The sequence below is a fragment of the Loktanella sp. S4079 genome, assembly GCF_000967725.1.
In the GTDB taxonomy this organism is placed as follows: Bacteria; Pseudomonadota; Alphaproteobacteria; order Rhodobacterales; family Rhodobacteraceae; genus Yoonia.
In genome coordinates, this window is sequence record NZ_JXYE01000007.1 from 1 (window position 1) to 21,462 (window position 21,462).

Annotated in this window: 25 protein-coding genes; 3 read left to right on the forward strand and 22 right to left on the reverse strand. The window is 54.7% G+C overall.

Annotated elements, in window-relative coordinates; translation table 11 throughout:
- On the forward strand, window positions 1–180 hold a 180-nt coding region (locus TW80_RS18320; RefSeq protein ID WP_204218517.1), incomplete at its 5' end, for a hypothetical protein.
- Window positions 177–794: a hypothetical protein gene (locus tag TW80_RS14755; RefSeq protein WP_052701016.1), complete on the forward strand. Its 618-nt coding sequence runs from the start codon at window positions 177–179 to the stop codon at window positions 792–794. The genes TW80_RS18320 and TW80_RS14755, both read left to right, overlap by 4 nt.
- Here the strand turns inward: TW80_RS14755 and TW80_RS14760 are convergent, their stop codons facing one another.
- A complete protein-coding gene (locus TW80_RS14760; RefSeq protein WP_045998228.1) occupies window positions 795–1,838 on the reverse strand; it encodes a quinoprotein relay system zinc metallohydrolase 2 in 1,044 nt (347 codons plus the stop codon). It lies immediately after the preceding gene.
- 120 nt (window positions 1,839–1,958) lie between these two features.
- On the opposite strand from TW80_RS14760, the gene TW80_RS14765 reads away from it, so the two are divergent.
- Window positions 1,959–2,756, forward strand: a complete 798-nt coding sequence (locus tag TW80_RS14765; RefSeq protein ID WP_045998229.1) for a quinoprotein dehydrogenase-associated SoxYZ-like carrier — start codon at window positions 1,959–1,961, stop codon at window positions 2,754–2,756.
- Here TW80_RS14765 and TW80_RS14770 read toward each other — a convergent pair.
- The 21 genes from TW80_RS14770 to TW80_RS14870 all read right to left on the reverse strand — a co-directional run bounded on the left by TW80_RS14770 (window position 2,753) and on the right by TW80_RS14870 (window position 21,418).
- Window positions 2,753–3,100, reverse strand: coding sequence for a hypothetical protein (locus tag TW80_RS14770; protein WP_045998230.1), 348 nt, complete (start codon window positions 3,098–3,100; stop codon window positions 2,753–2,755). The two genes, TW80_RS14765 and TW80_RS14770, sit on opposite strands and share 4 nt — an antisense overlap.
- Window positions 3,097–3,732, reverse strand: a complete 636-nt coding sequence (locus TW80_RS14775) for a hypothetical protein (protein ID WP_045998231.1) — start codon at window positions 3,730–3,732, stop codon at window positions 3,097–3,099. The genes TW80_RS14770 and TW80_RS14775 overlap by 4 nt, the downstream gene beginning before the upstream one ends.
- A 46-nt stretch (window positions 3,733–3,778) precedes the next feature.
- Complete coding sequence (locus tag TW80_RS14780; protein WP_045998232.1) at window positions 3,779–6,037, reverse strand: hybrid sensor histidine kinase/response regulator; 2,259 nt, start codon at window positions 6,035–6,037, stop codon at window positions 3,779–3,781.
- The gene (locus TW80_RS14785; protein ID WP_239450565.1) at window positions 6,034–7,143 is read right to left on the reverse strand and encodes an FIST N-terminal domain-containing protein; all 1,110 of its coding nucleotides are present in this window, start codon (window positions 7,141–7,143) and stop codon (window positions 6,034–6,036) included. Before TW80_RS14785 ends, TW80_RS14780 begins: the two co-directional genes overlap by 4 nt.
- Before the next feature lie 64 nt (window positions 7,144–7,207).
- On the reverse strand, window positions 7,208–7,933 hold the full coding sequence (locus TW80_RS14790; RefSeq protein ID WP_045998234.1) for a response regulator: 726 nt from the start codon (window positions 7,931–7,933) through the stop codon (window positions 7,208–7,210).
- 84 nt (window positions 7,934–8,017) lie between these two features.
- Entirely contained in the window at window positions 8,018–9,205 is a 1,188-nt protein-coding gene (locus TW80_RS14795) for a BatD family protein (protein WP_052701017.1), read from the reverse strand.
- Window positions 9,206–9,222: 17 nt separating this feature from the next.
- Window positions 9,223–9,909, reverse strand: a complete 687-nt coding sequence (locus TW80_RS14800) for a tetratricopeptide repeat protein (protein WP_052701018.1) — start codon at window positions 9,907–9,909, stop codon at window positions 9,223–9,225.
- Entirely contained in the window at window positions 9,906–10,823 is a 918-nt protein-coding gene (locus TW80_RS14805; protein ID WP_045998236.1) for a vWA domain-containing protein, read from the reverse strand. The genes TW80_RS14800 and TW80_RS14805 overlap by 4 nt, the downstream gene beginning before the upstream one ends.
- Complete coding sequence (locus TW80_RS14810; RefSeq protein WP_045998237.1) at window positions 10,820–11,773, reverse strand: VWA domain-containing protein; 954 nt, start codon at window positions 11,771–11,773, stop codon at window positions 10,820–10,822. The genes TW80_RS14805 and TW80_RS14810 overlap by 4 nt, the downstream gene beginning before the upstream one ends.
- On the reverse strand, window positions 11,766–12,113 hold the full coding sequence (locus tag TW80_RS14815) for a hypothetical protein (RefSeq protein ID WP_045998238.1): 348 nt from the start codon (window positions 12,111–12,113) through the stop codon (window positions 11,766–11,768). The genes TW80_RS14810 and TW80_RS14815 overlap by 8 nt, the downstream gene beginning before the upstream one ends.
- Window positions 12,114–12,983, reverse strand: a complete 870-nt coding sequence (locus TW80_RS14820) for a DUF58 domain-containing protein (RefSeq protein ID WP_045998239.1) — start codon at window positions 12,981–12,983, stop codon at window positions 12,114–12,116.
- Window positions 12,980–13,936 (reverse strand): AAA family ATPase, encoded by a 957-nt coding sequence (locus TW80_RS14825; RefSeq protein ID WP_045998386.1) that lies wholly within the window; start codon window positions 13,934–13,936, stop codon window positions 12,980–12,982. Before TW80_RS14825 ends, TW80_RS14820 begins: the two co-directional genes overlap by 4 nt.
- A gap of 73 nt (window positions 13,937–14,009) precedes the next feature.
- On the reverse strand, window positions 14,010–14,963 hold the full coding sequence (locus TW80_RS14830) for a hypothetical protein (RefSeq protein WP_162197189.1): 954 nt from the start codon (window positions 14,961–14,963) through the stop codon (window positions 14,010–14,012).
- A 52-nt stretch (window positions 14,964–15,015) separates the two neighbouring features.
- The gene (pqqE, locus tag TW80_RS14835) at window positions 15,016–16,149 is read right to left on the reverse strand and encodes a pyrroloquinoline quinone biosynthesis protein PqqE (protein WP_045998241.1); all 1,134 of its coding nucleotides are present in this window, start codon (window positions 16,147–16,149) and stop codon (window positions 15,016–15,018) included.
- Complete coding sequence (gene pqqD, locus TW80_RS14840; RefSeq protein WP_045998242.1) at window positions 16,149–16,433, reverse strand: pyrroloquinoline quinone biosynthesis peptide chaperone PqqD; 285 nt, start codon at window positions 16,431–16,433, stop codon at window positions 16,149–16,151. The genes pqqE and pqqD overlap by 1 nt, the downstream gene beginning before the upstream one ends.
- Window positions 16,430–17,185, reverse strand: coding sequence for a pyrroloquinoline-quinone synthase PqqC (gene pqqC, locus TW80_RS14845; protein ID WP_045998243.1), 756 nt, complete (start codon window positions 17,183–17,185; stop codon window positions 16,430–16,432). The genes pqqD and pqqC overlap by 4 nt, the downstream gene beginning before the upstream one ends.
- Window positions 17,182–18,078, reverse strand: coding sequence for a pyrroloquinoline quinone biosynthesis protein PqqB (gene pqqB / locus TW80_RS14850; protein WP_045998244.1), 897 nt, complete (start codon window positions 18,076–18,078; stop codon window positions 17,182–17,184). The genes pqqC and pqqB overlap by 4 nt, the downstream gene beginning before the upstream one ends.
- 23 nt (window positions 18,079–18,101) lie before the next feature.
- Window positions 18,102–18,203, reverse strand: coding sequence for a pyrroloquinoline quinone precursor peptide PqqA (gene pqqA, locus TW80_RS14855; protein ID WP_045998245.1), 102 nt, complete (start codon window positions 18,201–18,203; stop codon window positions 18,102–18,104).
- An 89-nt stretch (window positions 18,204–18,292) separates the two neighbouring features.
- A complete protein-coding gene (locus TW80_RS14860; RefSeq protein WP_045998246.1) occupies window positions 18,293–18,955 on the reverse strand; it encodes a response regulator transcription factor in 663 nt (220 codons plus the stop codon).
- A gap of 9 nt (window positions 18,956–18,964) precedes the next feature.
- Window positions 18,965–20,545 (reverse strand): sensor histidine kinase, encoded by a 1,581-nt coding sequence (locus tag TW80_RS14865; protein ID WP_045998247.1) that lies wholly within the window; start codon window positions 20,543–20,545, stop codon window positions 18,965–18,967.
- Window positions 20,546–21,418 carry a YVTN family beta-propeller repeat protein gene (locus tag TW80_RS14870; protein WP_239450566.1) on the reverse strand — a complete coding sequence of 291 codons (873 nt, stop codon included), beginning with the start codon at window positions 21,416–21,418 and terminating at the stop codon, window positions 20,546–20,548.
- Window positions 21,419–21,462: the final 44 nt, after the last annotated feature.

Here is a 21,462-nt window from a genome sequence, read left to right on the forward strand (position 1 = left end):
ACAGCAGCGCGTGTTCGCATTATTCATCCCCCAAAAGGCGTTTTTCGTTGGGGAAAAGTTAGTCAACTGCAGTCTAATCCGACAATTACGACTTTGGTCACTGTTACGCGCGAAACCAAAGAACGCTCTATTATTAACTACGTCGGAATCGCGATAATCCAGTCGCAAAGGAGAACATGATGCCCATGCGACGCAAGCTATATACCGCTGTTTTTATTGCGCTAATCCCCGCCATAGGCCTAACTGAAGATTACTCTGATCCGACATGGCCATGTGTCCAGCGCAAAGTGGAAAACCTAAGCTTAGGTATTATGTGGCCCCACCTCGTCCCCGAAACGCCGGAACCAGCCACACTATCGGCAAGCGCCCAGCGGTTCGCGGATACGGTCGTTCTTCGTCGTGTTTCGCTTGATCAAGTTGACGAAATCACCGCAACCTTTGCCCAAGAGGAACCTGATCTAACTACAGATGAGTACACGCTTATTTTCCAAGAAATTTTCGAGAACATAAACCGCGACCGCCAGCGTCTTATTGCGGGCATTGGACGGTATTCGCTCTCGCAAATTGATTTGGCTGCACGTATTGACGCCGCGCGTGTCGAAATGGACAGCGAAATGGCCAAAGACGATCCCGATTTTGATCGTGTGGACCAATTGGAAGAACAGCTCGATTGGGACCAGCGGATTTATCGCGACCGCGCGCAGTCACTGCTCTACGTCTGCGAAACCCCTGTCATCTTGGAAAAGCGCGTCTATGCAATTGCCCAGACCCTGGCGCAGCATGTGCCTGACTAGTTATTCCCATTCTAGCTCTGTGTAGGCGACGGTGGCATTGCGCGGATTATAGAGATCAAAAAGCACCCAGTTGTCTGCCTCGCTCTGGCCGATGGTTTTTACCGCATCTGATAGGCTATCTCCGCGTGCAATCGCGTCGCGGGTATCGGTGATCAACACGTCAAGGTAGGCCATAACCGGGTCAACGGCATCTGACCAGTCTAACACGGGGCCACCGTGCCCCGGAACTGCCGTTGTGTAGGGCGCTGCCTGCATTGTCGTTAATGCCTGTCGCCAGCCTAATACGCTCGCGTCGACTGTTGGGGTATGTTCATCAAAAATGAGATCCCCAACAAACACGATGCCAGTTTCAGGATCGCGAATGGTGATATCTGTCCCAGAATGCGCATTGTCCCACGATTGCACGACCAATTGCCGCTGCCCGATATCGAATGCGCGCGAACCATCAATCGTGATGTCCACATGCGGCAGAAAGGTTCCCAACAAATTCGCACGCCCTGCACGCACGCCAAAATTCTCAAGATAGCTGCCGTATCGGTGCGCTAAGGTCGTTTCAAACCTGTGATGCGCCACGATCTGTGCGTCGAGATGCGCAAAGAGCGATACCCCAAATATATGGTCAGGGTGGGAATGGGTCAGAAAAACATAACGAATCGGCAAGTCTGTTTCGCGACGGATCGCCCGATACAGGTTTTCAGCCACGGTATATGATCCGCCCGCGTCGATCACAGCGACCGATTGCGTGCCAATCAGAAAACCCAGATTTGCAACATCGCCTTGGTTCTCGATTGTGGCATCATCTATCGCACCTTTTTGCACAAATATGCCCGGAGCAATTTCCAGATAAGGGTGGGCGGCAACGGCTGCGCGACAATGAGGCGCGGCCACGATATACTGGGCTAAATAAACACTTAGCTCTGGCGGGTTAGCGACGATTGCTTCGGTACATGCGGTGATCTGTTCAGCCTCATATCCGGGCAACAGAATATCGCGGCACAACAAAGGGTCTGCCAACAAGCAAAGGTTTACAACCGCTTCGAACATCACCCTGCCCCTTTCAATAATTGCCTATCAGCCGATCACCTCTGCGCGAACCAACACTAAGGATTACTCTGCTTTGCGGGCAATCTGTGGTAAAACGCCGATAGCAATGAGGAGGAAACCATGAAACGTTTTCTTGCCGCCACAGTACTGATGGTCGCCTCGCAAGCCGCCATCGCGCAAGATAATCCGCTGACCGACAGCGCAAGTTGGGACGAATTGCGCAGTGCACTTATTGGCGAACAAACCCCGCTTGATGGCGCACCCATTTTCGCGGTCGAAGCACCGTTTCGTGCGCATGATGCCGCCACTGTCCCGATCGGGATCATCCAAAGAGATGGCGCACCCAACATCGAAAAAGCTTTGGTTATTATTGACGAAAACCCTGCTCCGCTCGCCGCTGAGCTCAGCTTTGGCGAAGCAATGGCCCCGCTAGTTTTTGAACTGCGGGTTCGGGTGAACCAATATTCCAACGTCCGGGTCATTGCTGAAACTGATGCTGGAATGTTCATGAACGGTCGCTACGTCAAAGCGTCCGGAGGCTGTTCTGCCCCCGCAACCCGCGCCGCGGAAGAGGCGCTTGCGACGATGGGCCAAATGCGTCTGCGCGACTTTGACGCCGTGCCGCTCATGTCTGGCCAACGCCGCGAGGCGCAAATCATGATCCGCCATCCAAACTATTCTGGTCTACAAAGGGACCAGATTACGCATCTATTCGTCAGTGCGCATTTCATTGATCAGATCGAAGTCTACCAAGGCGATGAACTGCTGTTCAAACTCGAAGGGGGTATCTCGGTCAGCGAGAACCCGGTCTTCCGATTTAGCTATCGTGATAACGGCGCACCTGCGATCCGGGTGCACGCCCGTGATACCGAGGGCAATATTTTCGAACAAATCCTAGCCAAAGACCAAGGTGCCTAAAAACAAAGTATCTCGGCTTCGGCTTGGGCACGGCGCAGCTCTGCAACAATGGCTTGCGTCATCGAGGAAGTTCTGAAAATCGACATCCGTTCGCCACCTGCTAACTGCATCGACAGCACGGTTTCGGCCTCGACGTAGCGCTCGTAGGGTAAAACAGACGCAATGTGATCAATAGAGCAGGCACATTTCGATAGCTGATCACGCCCTTGCCCGTTCACAGCCATACAGCCAAAAACATAATCCGCGCGTGCGACTGTTGGATAATCATTGAGCTGTTCGCTCACCGATTGCGCCGCAAGTGAACCGCCCATGACGGCCAAGACACAGGCCAAAATGCGGATCATTGCTGCACCTCTGGCAACAAGTTCAACACGTTGCTGTATCCCGGCGTTCCAGCCTCGTCAGTGGCGACTGCGGCAAGTGTGACATACCAGCCGGGCACATGCTCTGACATGATAAAGGTCATCTCAAGATCGCCATAGACCCCCATGCGTTCGCGATTTGGGTCCGCTTCAAACGGTAGAAAGCTAATCCGCTTGGCTGGAAACTCATCACCCTGATACGCGACGGTGGTGTCCGAAATTGGGGCCGGCGTGATCAGTGCCTCTTTGATCCGATTGCGGATATAGAACGGGCTTCCGCCAGCTTCATGAGCCACGTCCCGTAGAACGGTCTCGACAAAATACATGATGATCGGATTGCCCACGGTCGCCGGGAATTGCCCCAGATTGCGATATTGCTCACCCTTATTGAACTGCAACACGGCCATATCATCAGGCGCAAAGCCAAGCGTAATATCACCACTGTGGCGGTCTCCGTAATCGGGGTTGCTGGCCACGATCGTTTCGCGGTCATAGGTTAACCCCGTGGTCACATCAGACAGGGTACCTTGCTTAAATATCAAGTCATAGATTTCCTCGGCCGGTAGAGGGGTTGCAAGCAGCGCAAGGCACGAAACATAGCTGAAGAATTTCATCTGGCTCTCCTATTCAGAGACAAAAATAACCCCAATTCGCGGCAGGTCATTGCAGACTTTGGTCGTACCCCTGCCCTTGCAATGGCGGGGCTTGCCGGGTTTTCCAATCAATGAGCGAACGCAGACGCGGCAAATTCACGGGCTTGGTTAGCACCGAAATGCGCAGCTGCGCACAGAGATCTTTGATGGCTGCCTCTTGGTTTGCTGTAATCAATATGGCAGGCAATTCGGCACCCGCCTGCCTGCGCAAGGCAGTAATCCCATCTATCCCGTTATCATCATGATCCAGTTGATAGTCCGCCAAAATGACATCGGGGTTCATCCCGAGTTCACGAACCATCAACATGGCCTCTTCACATGATGTGCAGGCCAAAACGCTCGCCCCCCAGCTTTCCAGCCGCCGGGTCATTGCGAATAACACACCCGGATCGTTTTCGATCAGAACGACAATCAAATCCAACGATTCAGAAGAGGGCATCGGCGCGTCAGGTGTTTCAGCTTGCGCGCAATCGCCCGGTGTTACCATAGGTAGCGCGATGGAAAAAACTGATCCAACACCCGGCTTTGAGCGCACCGCGACCTCATGTCCCAAATGTGCGCAGGCGCGCTGCACAATCGACAGGCCCAGCCCCATCCCCATGCCGCCGCTTCCATCGACGCGCGTGAATTCTTGAAAGACCCGCTCTTGGTCCGCCTTTGAAATACCAACACCTGTGTCCCAAACCTCGACGACGACCCGTTCCCCGCGGCGACGGCACCCCAACAACACACGACCAGAGGGGGTGTATTGGATAGCATTATTCACGAGATTTTGGATCGATCGCGCCAGATAGCGCTGGTCGCTGCGCACCCAAGCACGGCTCGGCACCACCTCGAGCCGAAGCCCCTTTTCGACCGCCAATGGCCCCATATCATTGGCGATATTATGCATCAGTCCGTCGATGGCAAAATCAGTTACTGCCAATTTCATATCCACTGATTCAAGCCGCGAAATATCCAACAAGGCATGCAATAGGGATTCCATTGACTGAAAGGATTGGTCGATCCGCAGAACCGTGTCACGCACGCCGTTGTCCAGCGTCATGTCCGAGAGAGACGATATCAACAGTTTCGCCGCGTTCACAGGTTGCAGCAAATCATGTGATGCCGCTGCAAAAAAGCGGGTCTTGGAATTCATCGCCGCCTCGACCTCGGCTTTGGCTTGGCGCAGGTCGTCTTCGATGCTGGCCAACGCGGTGTATTGGTCGCGCAATTCTTTATTCAAGTCAGTCAGTTCTTGGGTGCGTTCGCGCACCCGCTTTTCAAGCTGTTCGGTGGTTTGCGACTGCACGGTGACATCCATCACATTCACAATACAGCCACCATCAGGAAGCGGGTTCACCACAAACTCCAGCACGGTCGCATTGGTTTGGCGACGCTTGATGTGCAGGCTTTGATTGCGGCGCAGATAGCGCAGGACGACGGCGTAGTTTTCCTGTTTCAGTTCACCAACAATCGAATGCGCGTTTATATGTTCGACCACCTGCGCATAAGAGGTCCCGACACATGCCAGCCGATTGGGTAATGACAATAGCCGCGTGAACCGCGCATTCCAAAATAGCAGCGTCCCATCTGACGAAAACGTACAGACGCCTTGGGGCATATTGTCGAAAGCTGCACTTAGAAAATGCTCTTGGGCATCAATCAACTGATCTTTTTCTAACCGATTAGAACGCACAACGGATGTGATTTCGGTTTGAAAAACCACGATATTATTATGGCTCGTTTGACGATAGTTAATCACAAACCATCTGTCGTTCTTAGTTTCAAAGACGAATGGCGCAGTGGCCTCCAGTGATTGCGGCGCATTCCCGGCAAGCCGCTCTGCTTCCGTATCCCGCGCGAGGTAGTCGCTCTTGGAGAGATGTTCAAAATAGGCGTCTAGCGATAGCCCCGGCACAATAACATCATGCACATCAGGAATGAGATTTTTGAAATAGCCGTTGAAAACCCGCAGATGCCCCCCCGTAAATAGGGCAAAACCGCCTTCCATCGACTCAAGCGCATCAGTGAGGCTTTGTTCTGTTCGGTTGCGTGCCTGTTCCGAAGTTTCCAGATCTGTACTGGTCTGCCCCAACGTGCTCAGCGCGGCTTCAAGGTCGCGTGTCTTTTCTGAAACTTTGCTCTGTAGGGATACTGCAGATTGAAACAACGAATACGCTGACCGGCCAAGCTCATGCCGCTGGTTCGCCCTTTGAACCAGCGCCTTGATGATCTTGTCTTGTTGCGCAACTTGAACCTCAAGCGGGAGATCACGATCAATCATAGGTCTATCCTGTGCCCCGATGAAAAGAACGCAATCCCGACAAAAGTCTGGTTTACATGCACGCCGCCATGCTGTTCGCCATAGGTATTGAACCCCAAGACCCGTCGGTTCCGCAAAACGGCGGAGGCCTCTGTACCCAATTGTTTTTGTTCAATTTCCAACCGACGCAGGACACAATCAAAACCCAAAACAAAATGCGGCACCTCACCGCGCGGCCCCGCTACATCAAGAGCGCTATCCATAGTCGCGATAATATCTTGCCCCTGCCCTAGCGTAAGGACCAGCCCGTTTTCGATGGCCGATAGAAATGTCAGCGCGCCGTCGTCCAAAACCTCTTGGATCGCGCGGACATGCCAATTGTCCAGATTTCGCACCAGAACCGGATTTTCAGCAAAAACACGCGGCGACAGATCTGCCACCTCGTACCCGATCAGCCGGGCGTATTCTTCGGCTGCGACCGCCCCATTTATTTCGCTGACGATCCTGTCTTCAGGGCGCGCCTCTGTCACGACCAACTGGCGGTCGGTCGGGGCAAAGTGATCGAATTCGACCCCCTGAAACAGAAGGTCCGTCTCAACAATAATCAACAGCGCGGCGTTTTGGTGAAACTGCCCACCATGCAAGACATGTGTAACGTCAAAGGACAGGCCGTTGCCTGCCGATCCACCAAACACCGGAATTTCACCTAATCCCGCCTCAAGTGCCGCGATCAGTGTATCTTCTTGTTTGGAAAGCCCATCTGCGATTGTAATCGCAAAACGCCGCCAACCCGCCGTTGTCTGAAACCGATGGGCCAATGTTTTGGCCGCGATCGCCGTGTCCTCAATCGACAATGGCTTGAGCGGCGCCATGAGCATCGACGAACAACGGAAATGTTCGCGCGGAAACGCGACCAACAGCAGCGCGTTATCCGCGTAACCATCAGGGGTGATCTGCCCCCCTGTACTGCATCCAAACGCCAAAGTTTGCGGCAAGTGTTTGCCCAGCCCAGACGCCACCGCATCCGGGTCAAGGGTTTCTGGCACAAAGACCAATACAAAGCAGATCCCCTGCTGAGGCAATTGCGATGCTGCTTCGGCCACTGCAGAATCCGCGTCGGCCGACATAGAAACGCCGACCGACACGATGCTCGTGCCGGCTGGTTCTCGATCAACCACATTCATAACGTGGCTAACTTATATGCGCGCGCGCGTCTGTTTCAGCCATGGACGGGGACCGCCCCAAAACGGCACTATTCACCAGCACCGCTGCTTGGGTACGGTTGCTCACGCCCAGCCTGCGCAACAAGGCAGTGATATGCGCCTTAACAGTTCCTTCGGCGACCGAAAGCTCGTAGGCGATCAGTTTATTGGGTTTTCCCGCTGAAATCAGCTCCATGATCCGACGCTGCTGTGGTGTCAGCCGTGCAATGCGCTTCGACGCCTCTTGGACGCTCACCGGGTCTTGCGCCGCCTCGCGTGGTTTGGGCGTGTAGCAAGGTGGCAAATACCGTGTACCTTCTTGGACTTGCGCCAAGGCATCGGCGATCACATTGCGCGGTGCATCTTTGGGAACAAAGCCCATTGCACCAGCCTCCATGGCTGCATGGATCGTCTCATCTGATGAATCCGCAGAGATCACGACAATCGGCATCTCTTGGCTGTGTTCCTTGATCTGGAAAAATCCGCTTAGCCCGGTTGCATCAGGCAGCCCCAAGTCCAACAAAACGAGATCAGGCAGCGGTCCTACGGCAAGCGCCTTCATTGCGGCTTCTAACGAATTAACTGAGTCTACTTTTTGAATTTTGAAGGCCGATGAAAGAGAAGCGACCATTGCATCACAATACAGCGGATGATCGTCCACCACTAATATATGGCTGGCAGAGAAAGACTTCTCTGCCCTTGAAAAATCCGACATTCTAGTTCCTCCCACGTCAAGCGTAGCGGAACATTTTATTTCCACAAAGCACCTTTTGGGCGAGTCAGCATATTTCTGTGCACATTAGTGCACATTTTCGTGCGAAGGTGCTGAACCAAGGGTCTTTTGGTATCGAAACGCAAATTTCACAGGGGCTGAGTCGTTTTTGTGACGTCCGAAAATGTGCTCATCAAGCTCATCTAACAAAGCCTGACGATCAACCGAAGGTTCATAACGTTGATCCAACCTGCGCGCGGCAGCCCGGATCGCCGGAAGATCAGAGCGCCAAACCGCATATCTAAATTTCAATTTAATCCACCACAGCCCCACACCAGTTCGAAATGTTTCGAATGACAGCCGACCACCCCGCATTGCCATCAGACCCAGCGCGAATGCCAGACCAAAAGCGCCCCACAATCGCAGATGCCCAAGCTGCCCGGATTGCGGCGGAAGGCCCATCGTTGGATGTGCTTCGACGTTCGCAGCGCCATAGGCAACCCGTTGAGGCGAAATTGAAACCTCGCGCATTTCACGCGCGACTGCATCAAAATATGAAAACGTGATCGGTTCGAGTATCGCAGAATGCCCGTTCGTTGGGGTCACCGTCCATCGCCAAAACGCGATTGCCTCGGGACCAAGTGGCGTCAGATCAACCAAGCGTTTCTCGGGGTGCGGAAAAATCAATGCCGAAGGGGAAACCAGGTCTGGCATTGGCGGGATCATATCCGGGCTCGCCCCAAGCGCAGAAATCCGCATAACGCGCAAGACACCTTGTCCGGGTTCAAGCTGGTCAGGCGCGTTCGACCACTCGTCAGAAATACGCAAACGCCGAACTGGAAACCACCAATCATCCGAAGCAGGTTCCGACATAACCTCAATCGAAATAGGTTCAGAGCTGATCGTATGTTCGAACCATTTATTGTCTTCATCCAAAAGGGTCAGATGATGTTGAAATGCCCCGATCTCAAGCCGCCCAGTATCATCTGGAAAGACGGCCATGCGTCGCCGCATGTTCTTGACCGGGCGGCCGTCGACAACACTTTCGAACCAATGATCTTGGCCCAATTGCATCCAGTTGAACCCCGCAAAATCTGGCTGCTCTAACTCTTCGCGTGTGATGTGCCGTCGGTAGATCCCATGAATTGTCAGCAACACCATTTCTTGTCGAAATAGCGGATCGGGCAATTGTTCTACTGTTACGCGCAAGCTCAGCTCATCAGGCAGCACCGCGCGCGTTTGCGCCGAGGCCCAAGGTGCCGTGAACAGTGTCATCAGGATGAATAACACCCTTACCATTGTGTGTCCTGTGGTTCTTGTCCGGTTCTCGCAGCACGGCGTGCTTTGTGTTCGTGATAGATGCGTTCGGCCAAAAATTCGCCCGGCACATCTGCCAGCGTTGCAAGCCATCGTTCATTGGCAGTGATGGATTGCTCATCAAAAACCTGCCTGACACGCGCCTCACCACGGCTGACAATCTCGGCCAAAGCAGGCGTAGCAGATGTATTTGTAACCGCATCGCCCGAACCTTGGGCGCGAGCATCACCACGCGCGAGCGGTGCCTCTTCGACCGAGCCGTCCCGGTCTTCGGTCAGGAACACACCATCAATATCCAGTGTGGTTGCTGCATAATAGGCACGCAAACGGTCGAAATTGTCGGCGGCCTGCGGATCGAATTGCACAGTGGTCGCCAGATCATACGCCTCAAGCGCATTTGCATATTCACCCAACTGGGCCTGAGCGTTTCCTAAGTTGAAGAGTGACGCACGCCCTGCGCGACTGAATTCTGATGTGGCCTGATCGAATTGCCCTGCCCGGTAGTGCGCGATGCCTTTCCACGCTGGCTCGGGAAAGATCACCGCTGCCAGCTTGGGTTGGCCAAAGGCCAGCGCAACCCGACCAAACGCACCGCGCCCATTCAGCATCAGAGCCAAGGCAATGCATGCAAGGCCAACGCCAAATGTAAGTGGCCGCATCATCCTCGCGTCCTTTGAAACAGCAAAACCGCCGGAAAAAGTGCAATCAGCAAGAGATACCGCCCCAGATCAGCACGCAGGTTGAGGCGCAAATCGCGCAGCGCAAGGTCCGATCCGCGCATGTCTCGAAGGTCTTCGCGAAATGCAACGATGTCATTCGTTTCATAAAGCCGTCCACGCCCGACATCGACAATCGTTTCAAAAACGTCTTGAACGACGACGGGCGCGCCGGAGATTTGCGTAACAGAACGAACAACAGATAGCTGTCCATTTGCATCGGCAATCTTCTGCGCCGCTTGGATGGACAGGTCATTCAGGCCGTAACCATCCGTCATAAGGATAACGTCGCTCGATAATAGATTCGCCTGTTCGATTACGCTTAACGCATGCTCCAGCCCCAGATGCGGGCGATTGCCACGGTCAGGCATCAAATCAGGATCAATGAGCGAAATCGTCTGCCCCAATTGCAAATGGTCTGTGGTTAGTGGCTCTGCCAAATAGCTGTCACCACCGTAAACAATCAGCGCAGCAGGGCGGCTACCCAACACGCCCAGAGCACCTTGCGCCATGTTCACCGTCGCGGCCCAGCTAGGATCGCGGACCATTGAACCTGATACATCTATGACGAATACGACCCCATTTAGATTGCGAAATGTTGCGGCATTGCGCCTTTCTACGGCGGGACCGATCAGCGCAATGGCAATCACCGCAGCCACAAAATGCGGTAACAGTCGCGCAAACCGCCCCGCAGAGGGTTCCAAGCGCCCCATTGAAATCATCGCCGCCAAAAGATCGGGATCAATTTGCCTGTTCCAATCGCCGGGGCGTTCGTTCTGACGCAGGGTCCACATCATAATCACTGCAACACAGGGCAACGCGATCATCCAGAGGGGACGTAACCAGATGATATCCATCATAGTCGTGAAACCCCCAATCCAATCGCCAACACCCCTGCCAGCGCAGCGGGCCATATCCAGAAGTCTTGATAGGTTTGCGCAGCCAATCCCGCCCGTGCCGTGGGTTCTAGCGCATCAAGGCTCGCAGCAGCGTTTCGTAAATCATCCGTTGTGCGCACCTGAAACATCTGTCCTCCGCTTAGCCGGGCAATCGCGTTCAGCGCCTGCGCATCGACCACGCCGCGCTGGTCGGGTGCCTCTTCTCGCGTCACGGGGCCCAAGGCTATCGTATGTATGCGCACGCCCATTTGGGCAGCCAGCGCGGCGACCTGGGTTGGCATCGCCGCACCTGCATTGTTGGTTCCGTCCGACAAGAGTATGATCACCTTGCTCTGCGCATCTGAGGCCGCAAATCGTTTGAGCGCGAGCCCAAGCCCATCGCCGATATTTGTGGCTCTACCCGAAATGCCGATGACCATGTCACTGATTTTTTGCGCGACAGCGGCAGTATCGAATGTGGGCGCGGCGGCGACATATGCCTCGGCTCCAAAGACGACCAACCCAACCCGATCCCCTTCGCGTGCCGCGATAAATTCGGCGCCGACGGTTTTGACGACTTCCAGCCGGGTGGCTGTTTTGCCATCAACCGCAAAGTCATCACGCACCATTGAGCCAGACAAATCCAGCACAAGCATAAGATCACGCCCCGACATCGGAAGCGCTTGATTTGGGGCAACAACACGTGGTCCAGCCAACGCAACCACCAATAGCAACCAGATTATCGAAGGGATCAAGACACTGCGATGTCGCCATCCGGGACGTTTCTGCGCCGACTGTGCCAACATATGTTGCTGGATCGTTTCGGGTACGATGAGCACCGCGCTTTGCGGTGATCTGGGTGGCAGATAAAAATACGCGACCAAAGGCAACGCAACGAGGATCAGAAACCAAGGATCAGCGAACTCAAACATCTCGCGCCTCGCATTCGCGCAAAATGGACCGAAGTTCATCTGCCGTGGGTGTCTGACCACGCAGGTAAAGACGATCATGCAACGCATGCATCCGATCAGGTGCGACACGTCGCAACTGATGCAGCAGAACGATGATATCGTTCCCGCCGGGCGGGTCTGGTTGCTGGATTTTTGGCGAACGAAACGGTGCCAGAATATGCATCAAGCCCCACGCCCCCATAATTCCCAACCCAATCACGACCAACACGTCAGCCGTCATTTCGACCCAGCCCATCTCAGGCAGCCTGATGTCATGAAGCGACGACAGCATGACCTCGACTGGTGTTGCGGTATCGGCCATTTAGGCCACCTCGGCGCGGGCGATGGCCGACTGAACGGGTAATCCGCTATTGATCCGCAAAATGCGACACCCCGGAACACGCGGAATTGCCGGGGCAACCGTGGCGGGTCCGGCCAGCGTCACCAACCGCCGTCTTTCACCCGGAACACGCATCGGATAATGCCCCGCCCCCAGGTCATTTCCGTCCTCGACGACCAATAGCGACAGATTGCGGCGGGTTGAAAGCGCGAGCAGGGCATCACGAAATGGATCGCCGGGCTTATCAAATGCGCTCGCGATGATGACCGCCGCACCCTTTGGGGCGATCCGTTCTAACCCGCCCAGCAATTTTGCCAGCGGCGGGTCAGTTAGCCCGCGCGTCTGGCATGACCGAATAGCGGCGTCATGGGCTCTGACCAGCCCGCCGATGACAGCCAGCATGCCCCGAGTGCCACCGCGCGTGCGGACGATAAATGGTTCCTCTGCGGTTATCGCCATGACGCCAACTCGCCCGCCAGAAATCACGGCCTGCCAACCCAGCCAAACCAGCGCCTCGGCGGCCGCGACCGAACGCAACCTGTGCCGCAGCCCCCAAAGCATGGCTGGCCGAAAATCAGCCACCAGAAAGCTGACACGATCACGTTCTTCATGGAAACTACGGACATGCAGCGCCCCGGTGCGGGCTGTCGTCCCCTTATCGATGTAACGCATGTCATCGCCAGTGACATAGGGGCGACTGCCCGCGTGCTCTTGTCCTTGGCCATGTTTACGGATCGGGAAACCGCCGGGCAATCGGGTCACATCATCAGAGATGACGTGCTGCGCGACGATCTGATTGCGGATCGCGATTAGGGCGGATGCGTCCAAGGATATGCCAGATCGCTTAGTCATAACGGTGCGATAGCGTCATGAATATCGCTGATCACCCCCCTTGGCGTGACACCTTCGGCAACGCTACTCCAACGCAAAACAAGGCGATGGGCCAGTGCATCATGAACCACCGCAGTGACATCATCAGGGGTGGCGTGATCGCGGCCAGACAAATAAGCCCGCGCACGCGCTGATGCCGCCAGTGCCAGCGATCCGCGTGGTGAAACAGCATGTTCGATTTGCCCGTCAAACGGTGGCGTTCTGGTCGCGACCACGAGCCTGACAATGTAGTCGCGCAAGGCTGGCGATAGGAAAACCTGATCCACATCAGCACGCGCGCGCATCACGGTTTCTATTGCAACTTCGGGCGGTTCTGGTTCTCCGGCGAGGCGTTCGTTCTCGACCAAATCGAGAATGCGTCGCTCGGTCTCTAAATCTGGTTGAGACAGCAAAACATGTAACAAGAACCGATCCAACTGCGCCTCGGGCAAAGGAAACGTGCCCTCGTGCTCGATACCGTTTTGCGTCGCGATAACAAAAAACGGGTTCGGCAGCGCATGGGTCGTTGAACCACTCGTGACCTGCGCCTCGGCCATCGCCTCAAGCAGGGCAGATTGTGTCTTGGGTGGTGCCCGGTTGATTTCGTCAACCAACACAAGGTTATGAAACACCGGTCCCGGCGCAAAGGTAAACCGCCCCGTTTCAGGGTTGAACACATCAGTACCAGTTAGATCCGCAGGTAACAGATCAGGCGTTGACTGGACCCGCGCAAATGATCCGCCCAGCGCATACGCCAACAGTTTCACGGCACGTGTTTTCGCAAGGCCAGGCGGACCTTCGATCAACAGATGCCCGCCGGTCAGCAAACAGATCAGCAGGCGTTCAATCAGCGTTTCGCTGCCGATAAGCCCAGCCTCGAGCCATTCCCGCAACGCGGATATTTGTTCAAAACATGCACGTGACTTTTGATCCAGCACGGCTATTCCCCCTTGCTGGAAAAGACTGAACAAGAAGGCAAACTGAATCTAGTTACACTAAGGTCGTAGATTAATCTGGCAGATCACTGCAGTTTGGATCAAGCAACATCGCATAGCTTGGCTCTGAGATTGTTGTTTCAGAAGCCCGCACCAGAGCATCGAAATTTGTTTCCATAAATCGGATTAGTTCAGGCGAGTTCACACTGTTCAATCCCGAACCTGCAAGCGCATGCAACATCATCACATCAAAGCTGCACAACCCTTGGGGATTACTTGCCAATAGCCCCGCCATAAACTCTGTGGAGTACCATGAAAAGTTGCGCAGATTGACCGGGTGCTCTTGTAGCTTGGACAGGAATGGTCTGTCCAAATCAAACTTCAGCACATCGGCCCCGAAACTGACCACTTGAAAAAGTTCTTCGATCAAGATGGACCGATAGAAGGCGCGTTCAACATCGGACAGGTTTGTCGCCGGGGCTTGACGCACCAGCAAATGCGCAACTGCACCACGATATCCGAAATACCCGTTCGTCTGGGCAGGTGATGCTACGGGCTCGCGCCAGTGTGCAGGTAACCGAATATCATAATCGCGATCCATTTGTCGCAAATCTGCATTCAATAGCCCAGACGGCGGCCGCCCCGAATACAGGCGCAAGTAAACACGTGATGGACGCGGACAACTTTGGATATTGCGCCCAGCAAATGTCACAGCCAAGCGCCGCCCATAGATATCAGTCAGAAGATCAGCAAACCGCAAGATGACATCACGCGACGACTGGTTGGCCCGTTCTCCGATGACGCAAATTTCACCCAGAGCTACTTCGTTACTATTGAACACGATTGGGGGCGCATTTGTCGCCCGCCGCCGACGTGACCCGCGCAAATCATAAACCCATCCTTGTTTCGCCAGAGCGAGATATTCGCCACGTGTCGGAAGACCCTCCTGCGCACTAACAGCCGAACATAGCCCTAAGACACAAATCAGACTGGCTATGATCCTATTGTATATGCGCACTTTGCTCATGACCCGATCTACTGGTTGATCAGAGAATAATAGCAAATGTTCCTGTCAAAAATCAGGCTGGAGGTTGCTGACGATACGTCATTTCTGCGTCTTTCGACTGAGAATGTGCAACCGCACGTTTTTGCAGCGCTTGATGAAGGGGCGATTTTACACAGACAGGATCGGTCGCAGCAGGATCACCTGCCAGCGCCATCGCCTGACACCGACATCCGCCGAAGTCTAGCTTTTTGCGGTCACATGAACGGCATGGTTCCTGCATCCAGCCATCACCGCGATAGGTGTTAAATGCGGTCCCGCGATACCAGATCTCTGACAGGCTCTTGTCACGCACATTGTCAAATCGCAGCGATGGGATCGTCTGCGCAGCATGGCATGGCAGGACCTCTCCATCGGGGGCGATATTCAGGCCCGTCGTTCCCCAGCCACCCATACAGCGTTTCGGGTAATCCTCGTGATAATCCGCCGGGACATAGTCGATGACCAATTGCCCCTTAAGACGGACACGCGCTTCTTGGACGATACGGCTCGCCTCTTGGGCTTGTTCCTTAGTGGGCATCAAGGCATCGCGGTTCGCCATCGCCCAGCCGTGAAACTGCACGATTGCAACTTCGATGCGGCGCGCATTCATTTCGATCGCCATTTCGATGGCACGAGGAAGTTGATGCAAGTTCTGTCGATGTACGACCGCATTCAAAGTAAGCGGAAACCCAATGTCACCTATCCACCCGGCGACCATCATCTTGCGATCAAAGCCCCCCTTGTATCCGCCGATACGATCAGCGACCTCGGCATTCGTGCCTTGTAAAGATAATTGAATGTGATCAAGACCCGCCGCGTCTAATTCGGCCAAACGCTTTTCAGTTAGCCCAATCCCTGATGTGATCAGATTGGTGTATAGCCCCGCCTTGCGTGCAGCGATCACAAGCTCGACCAAATCCCGTCGCGCGGCGGGTTCACCACCCGACAGATGCAATTGCAGAACCCCAAGGTCGGCAGCCTGCTCAAAGACACTGACCCATAAATCGGTGCTCAGTTCTTTGGACTTTTGCGCGAGAGCGACAGGATTGGAACAATAGGGACACGATAAAGGACAGCGATGCGTCAGCTCAGCCAATAGCGCAATCGGTGCCGGAATGCCCTTTGCTATTCCTTCGGCCCGCCAATTCAGTCCATCCGCACCGTCCATCAGACCACCTCTAGGAAACGGCGGTTCATCAAGCCGCGCAAGAATTCACCCGCATCGGCAGCGATCTGGTCGCGCGGTGCTCCATATTTCTCTGCCAATTGTGAAGTGATGGAGCCAAAGCTGCATTGGCCATCAACTTCTGACAGGATCGCATGCCCGATTGGATCAAGCGCAACAGCCCGTTCCGGCGCAAGCAGCACCCATTTTTCGCGCACGCGATCCCAATGGATGCGCACACCTCTTGGGATAACTGGGATATCTGTTGAACATAGTCCGCCCGTCATGATGCGCGCGCCACTTTCTTGATCAAGCCAGTTCCGGGCTGCCACGCCCCCGGTGGAATACGTGCCGGCGTCACATAGGCAGCATGCAAAGCATCCAATTGCGACCAGAGCACATCAGTTTTAAAGATCAGCGCATTTGCAGCTGCGTCTTGCTTTTCGGCGGTGTCCGCCCTGTCCAAAACCCACGCCAACCCAAATGCCACGTCTTTTGGAGCCTCTTTTAGGCGGTTCTGAAAATACGAAAGGCTGCGATCATCCGCAAAGGCGTAATTCGCAAGCAATCCTTCGATCCGCTGCGCATGGATTTTCGGGGCGAAGAGTTCCGTGAGTGATGCTGCGACCGCCTCGAGTAACGTTTCATCGCGAACAAATCTGACGTAGGCATCCACTGCAAACCGGGTCGCGGGTAGCACACCTTCGGTACTTGCCACATATTCGCGATCAAGCCCGACAGCCTCAGCTAGGCGTAACCAGCGTTCAATCCCACCTTCGTTTTCGGCGCTGCCATCATGATCCTCGATCCGTGACCGCCACGCCCTGCGCAAGGCGGGATCATCAACGCGGCTCATGAATGCTGCGTCTTTCATCGGGATGCGGGATTGATAGTAATAACGGTTAATCACCCAAGCACGCACCTGATCAGCGCTACACCCTCCCGCATGTAAAAGGTGATGAAACGGGTGTTTGTCATGATATCGCTCTGCACCAATCTGGCGCAAACGGGCTTCGAAATCTTGTTTGCTGGCGGTCATAGGTGAAACTCCATCCCGTCTTGGGCAATCGTCCAACCCGCGTCTTCGGCTATCGCGCGTTCGCCAGAGGACGGACGTAAAACTGGGTTTGTATTGTTCATGTGCACATAGACTTTCTTGCCGATTTCAATGTCCGCGAATGCAGCGATTGAGCCGTCATCACCTGACATCGACATATGCCCCATCCGGTTACCCGTCTTTTGGCTCAGCCCTGCGGCGACCATTTCGTCATCGCGCCATAGCGTGCCATCAAACATTACCATGTCTGCGCCATCCAACCGATCGCGTAGATCAGGCGTCAGCCCCGAACAGCCCGGAATATAAAAGGCATTCTTCTCGGCGGTCTTTAAGTAAACGCCGACGGTCTGCTCACCGACAAGGTCTGTCTGTACGACATCCTGTTCGAGATAGAGCGGGACTTTGCCGGGTACAGGAAATAGGGTCGCCCAAAGCCCCGGCACCAACTCAAACGGATTTTCCAAAGCGATAATCTGGCGGTCCACGATCTCTGGCTTTAGGGCACCAAAGATCGGGTTATCTTGGATCGCCTGATGAATGTCACGTGTTGCAAACAGGGTGAATGGCTGTTGCTCGCGCAGGGTCAGCAGGCCAGCGACATGATCTATGTCGCCGTTTGTCAACACTACCGATTTTAGCGGGCTCACGCGCAAGTCCGTGGGATGAAGAACCGAAGTGCGCGCCATTTGCTGGCGTATATCTGGTGAAGCGTTTAGCAGCGCCCAGTCATCGCCGTTCGCACTCACCGCGACCGAAGACTGGGTTTGCTCAGGTATGGCACCACTACGCGCAAGATTGCAGTTTTCGCAGCCGCAATTCCATTGGGGCAATCCGCCACCGGCAGCCGCCCCAAGGATGCTTGCGCGAAACGTCATATGAGTGCTCTGCGCAGTCGGGTCTAGAACAGATCGTCGTTGTTACGATCGTCGTTTTCTGGTCCGTACATGTTAATTTCCATGCCGCACTCGATTTCGCGGATAACTGGTTTTGTCCAAGCCATTTCTATGTCCTCCTCTTGGTCATTTAAATCTGCGCCTGAGGTGCCTTTGGGTCAAAGCTTATGTTCTAAGAAAAAATAAGAGATGACCGTCAGGTGACCTGTTGCAGAACAAAGCCGCGATTTCTTATGGTATTGATATTAAAGTTAAAATCATCCATTGGCGCGAGCTTCTTGCGCAAATATCCGATGTAAACATCCACGACATTCTCGGATGAAGTGCCTTCGCCTGCCCAAAGCGTGTCAAAGATTTCGCCCCGCGAAATGATGTGCCCAGCGCGTTCGTGCAACATCGATAACAGATCAAATTCGCGCTCGGTCAAGACAGCTTCGCGCTGCCCGTTTCGTATCGTCCGCGATGCAGGGTCTAATGCACAAAAATGCGATTGGGCACGCACCAACTGCACCTCAAGCCGCGCGACCAATTCGTCAAAGGCAAATGGTTTTACGACGTAATCGTCTGCGCCCGCCTCTAGACCAGACATCCGGTCAGCAACCTCGGTCAGGGCAGATAACATCAATATTGGTTTGCTATGACCTGCATTGCGTAGCTGTCGCACCAAATCCAATCCACTGTCAGTACCAATCATCACATCAATAATTGCGGCGCTGATCTGCCGGTCTACAAACATCTGCGCACCAACCGCTGCGGTACTGGCACCAACCGCATCGTAGCCGTGCATTTTCAGCCCGCGCAAAAGCGCGTCGGTAATTTCCGGGTCATCATCAACAATCAGGATCTTAGGCTCATTCATGTGGTGATATTATTCCTCTGCAATCGGCAAAGACACCGTGACAATCGTACCGGGCTGGTCCCCGCATTTCAGGTGTTCGGGCACAGGACTGTCGATACGCAACTGTCCGCCTTGTTCGGTTACAACCCAATGGGCAAGCGAAAGCCCAATCCCGAACCCAGCCGCGCCGGACTTACCTTTGTCAGACTGAGCGAACCGCCTCGTCACGCGCGTTAATTCACCTACGGGAATCCCGGCGCCGTTATCAATAATCCGGACCAGTGCTTGATCGTCGATGGCCAATATCCGTACCTCGACCACACGCCCGTCGCGTGCATGGCGAAGCGCGTTTTCGATCAAACCGGTGATAACCTGCCGCGTCCAGTTTTGATCACCGCGCACCGATATCGGGTCACCTTCATCCACCGCAAGCGTGACCCCGGCGTTGCGCGCAATGCTCATGACCTCATCCGCGGCGGATCGGCAGACGGCAGACAGATCAAACGTGCTCTGCTCAAGCCCCAGCGTTCCACCTTCTGAACGCGCAATCCGCAAAAGGTCATCAATGCGCTGACTAAGTCGCCGGGCACGCCCGTGGATCACCCCAAAGGGCCCATCGACAGGTTCGCCGGATTTCATGGCCAGTTCTGCTTCGGTCAAAATAACCGTCAGCGGGGTACGCAATTCATGGCTCACATCAGCAAAGAAACGACGCCGATCCTCGTCAGTTTTTGACAGGGCGTCATTGGCTTTGCGCAATGCTTCGGTGCGATCTGCTATGGTCTGGTTCAGCCGTGACCATTCGCTTTCGACCACCTTTTTGCGTGCACCTAGCGACGCGGCCATTGCGTTGGTCGCCTGAAACAACTGTCCGATTTCGTCGTCTTGGTCCGTGGGCAAGGCAATTCGAAAATCTTCGTTCCCAATTGAGCGGGACGCGATCTGCAACCGATCCAACCGTGACATCTGTGGTTGCACGAGCAAAAAATAGAACCCCGCAACCAAAAGCACTGCCAAAATGGCAACCCCAAGCGCCAAGCGGCTCAACCGCCCCTTTAGCGCATCAACCCGCGCAATCGCGGCATCGCGCGCACGGCGGTTTTCGGTCATCGCAGCGTTTAGGAGTGGGTCAAATCCGATTGAAAACGCGTTAATCGCCCCTTGCAACTGTGCGGGCGATGCCATCTTAGGATCTACAAACTGAGCAATGGTGCGTTCAAATAGTGCCTCCATCCGTGCGATCCCGATACTGCGCGTAGCGCGGCGTGATTGTTCGTTTAGATCGGCGCTATTGGCACCGCTCACATCTTGGCCGAGGTCCGCGCGCACGGCGGCAAAGATCTGGCGTATCCCTGCGCTCAGCCCGTCCAGACGCGCCTGACGCGTTTGGGCATCAACACCCGTTTGCGCCGCCTCAAAAAGGATAACAATCAACGACCCAACTTGGGTCGCGAGGTCAGACAGTCGTTGCATCCGTTTCTCAGCGGTCACCGCGATCTGCACCTGTTCGGACATCACAGAGGTCGCCCGGATGGTCAGCGCGCTGGACAATACTGCGATCAATCCGATGACCGCAGCCGCAATCGCAAATTTCGCCCTCAGACTACGCACCTAGTCGCCCACGTTTCGGATGAACGTGCCAAAGGCACGTGGACCGTCACCCACAGCAATCTCAGAAACGACCGTCAATTTATGTGTGTCGATCACGCTCAGGGTATTCGAAAACCAATTCGCCACAACAACCCGTGTTTCATCCGTGGTGGCGTCAATACCTTCGGGGTATTCACCGACCGAGATGGTGGCGATCACCTTTAGATCATCTACGTCGAAAACGCTCACTGTGTCTGCGTATTGGTTGGTGACAAACCCGCGACCATTGGCAAAGGCGATTGCATAAGGGCGTTCCCCAACCGGGATGGTCGCAACCAATGCGCCCGCCTCTGGATCTATAACAGAAACGCTGTTCGACCCGACATTGGCTGTGAATATCCGACCCATTGGGCCAAAAGTAATACCAAACGGTCGCGCGCCGACCCCAATCCGATGCAACGCTTCGCCCGTGTGTGCGTCAAAGATAGATGCCTGATTGGCTTCTTTATCCGCGCTTGCAACGAACCTGCCATCAGCACTTACCGCGACACCGGCGGGCGCAGTACCGGTCGGCCATTCAGCCTGCAGGTTCAGCCCCGCTGCACCCAAAACCCAAAGCCGCGAGTTAAACCAATCAGATACATAAAGCCGATCACCGTCAGGATGAACAGCGACACCAATTGGCCCACCATCAAGCTGTATCGATTGCTGCAACGCGCCGGTCACGGGATCGAATTTGCGGATGGTCTTGCTGTCAGCACTGACTGTGACAACATAATCGCCCATCGGATCCACGGCGACCCCAGCAGGTGCCCCCGGCACCGCGATGCTTTGCTGCTCTGAATTGTCCGCCAGATTAACAATACTCAGGGTGTGACCATTTTGATTTGTCACAAAGGCAACATCCTCCGCGACGGCCTGCGCCGCAACGAAGGAAG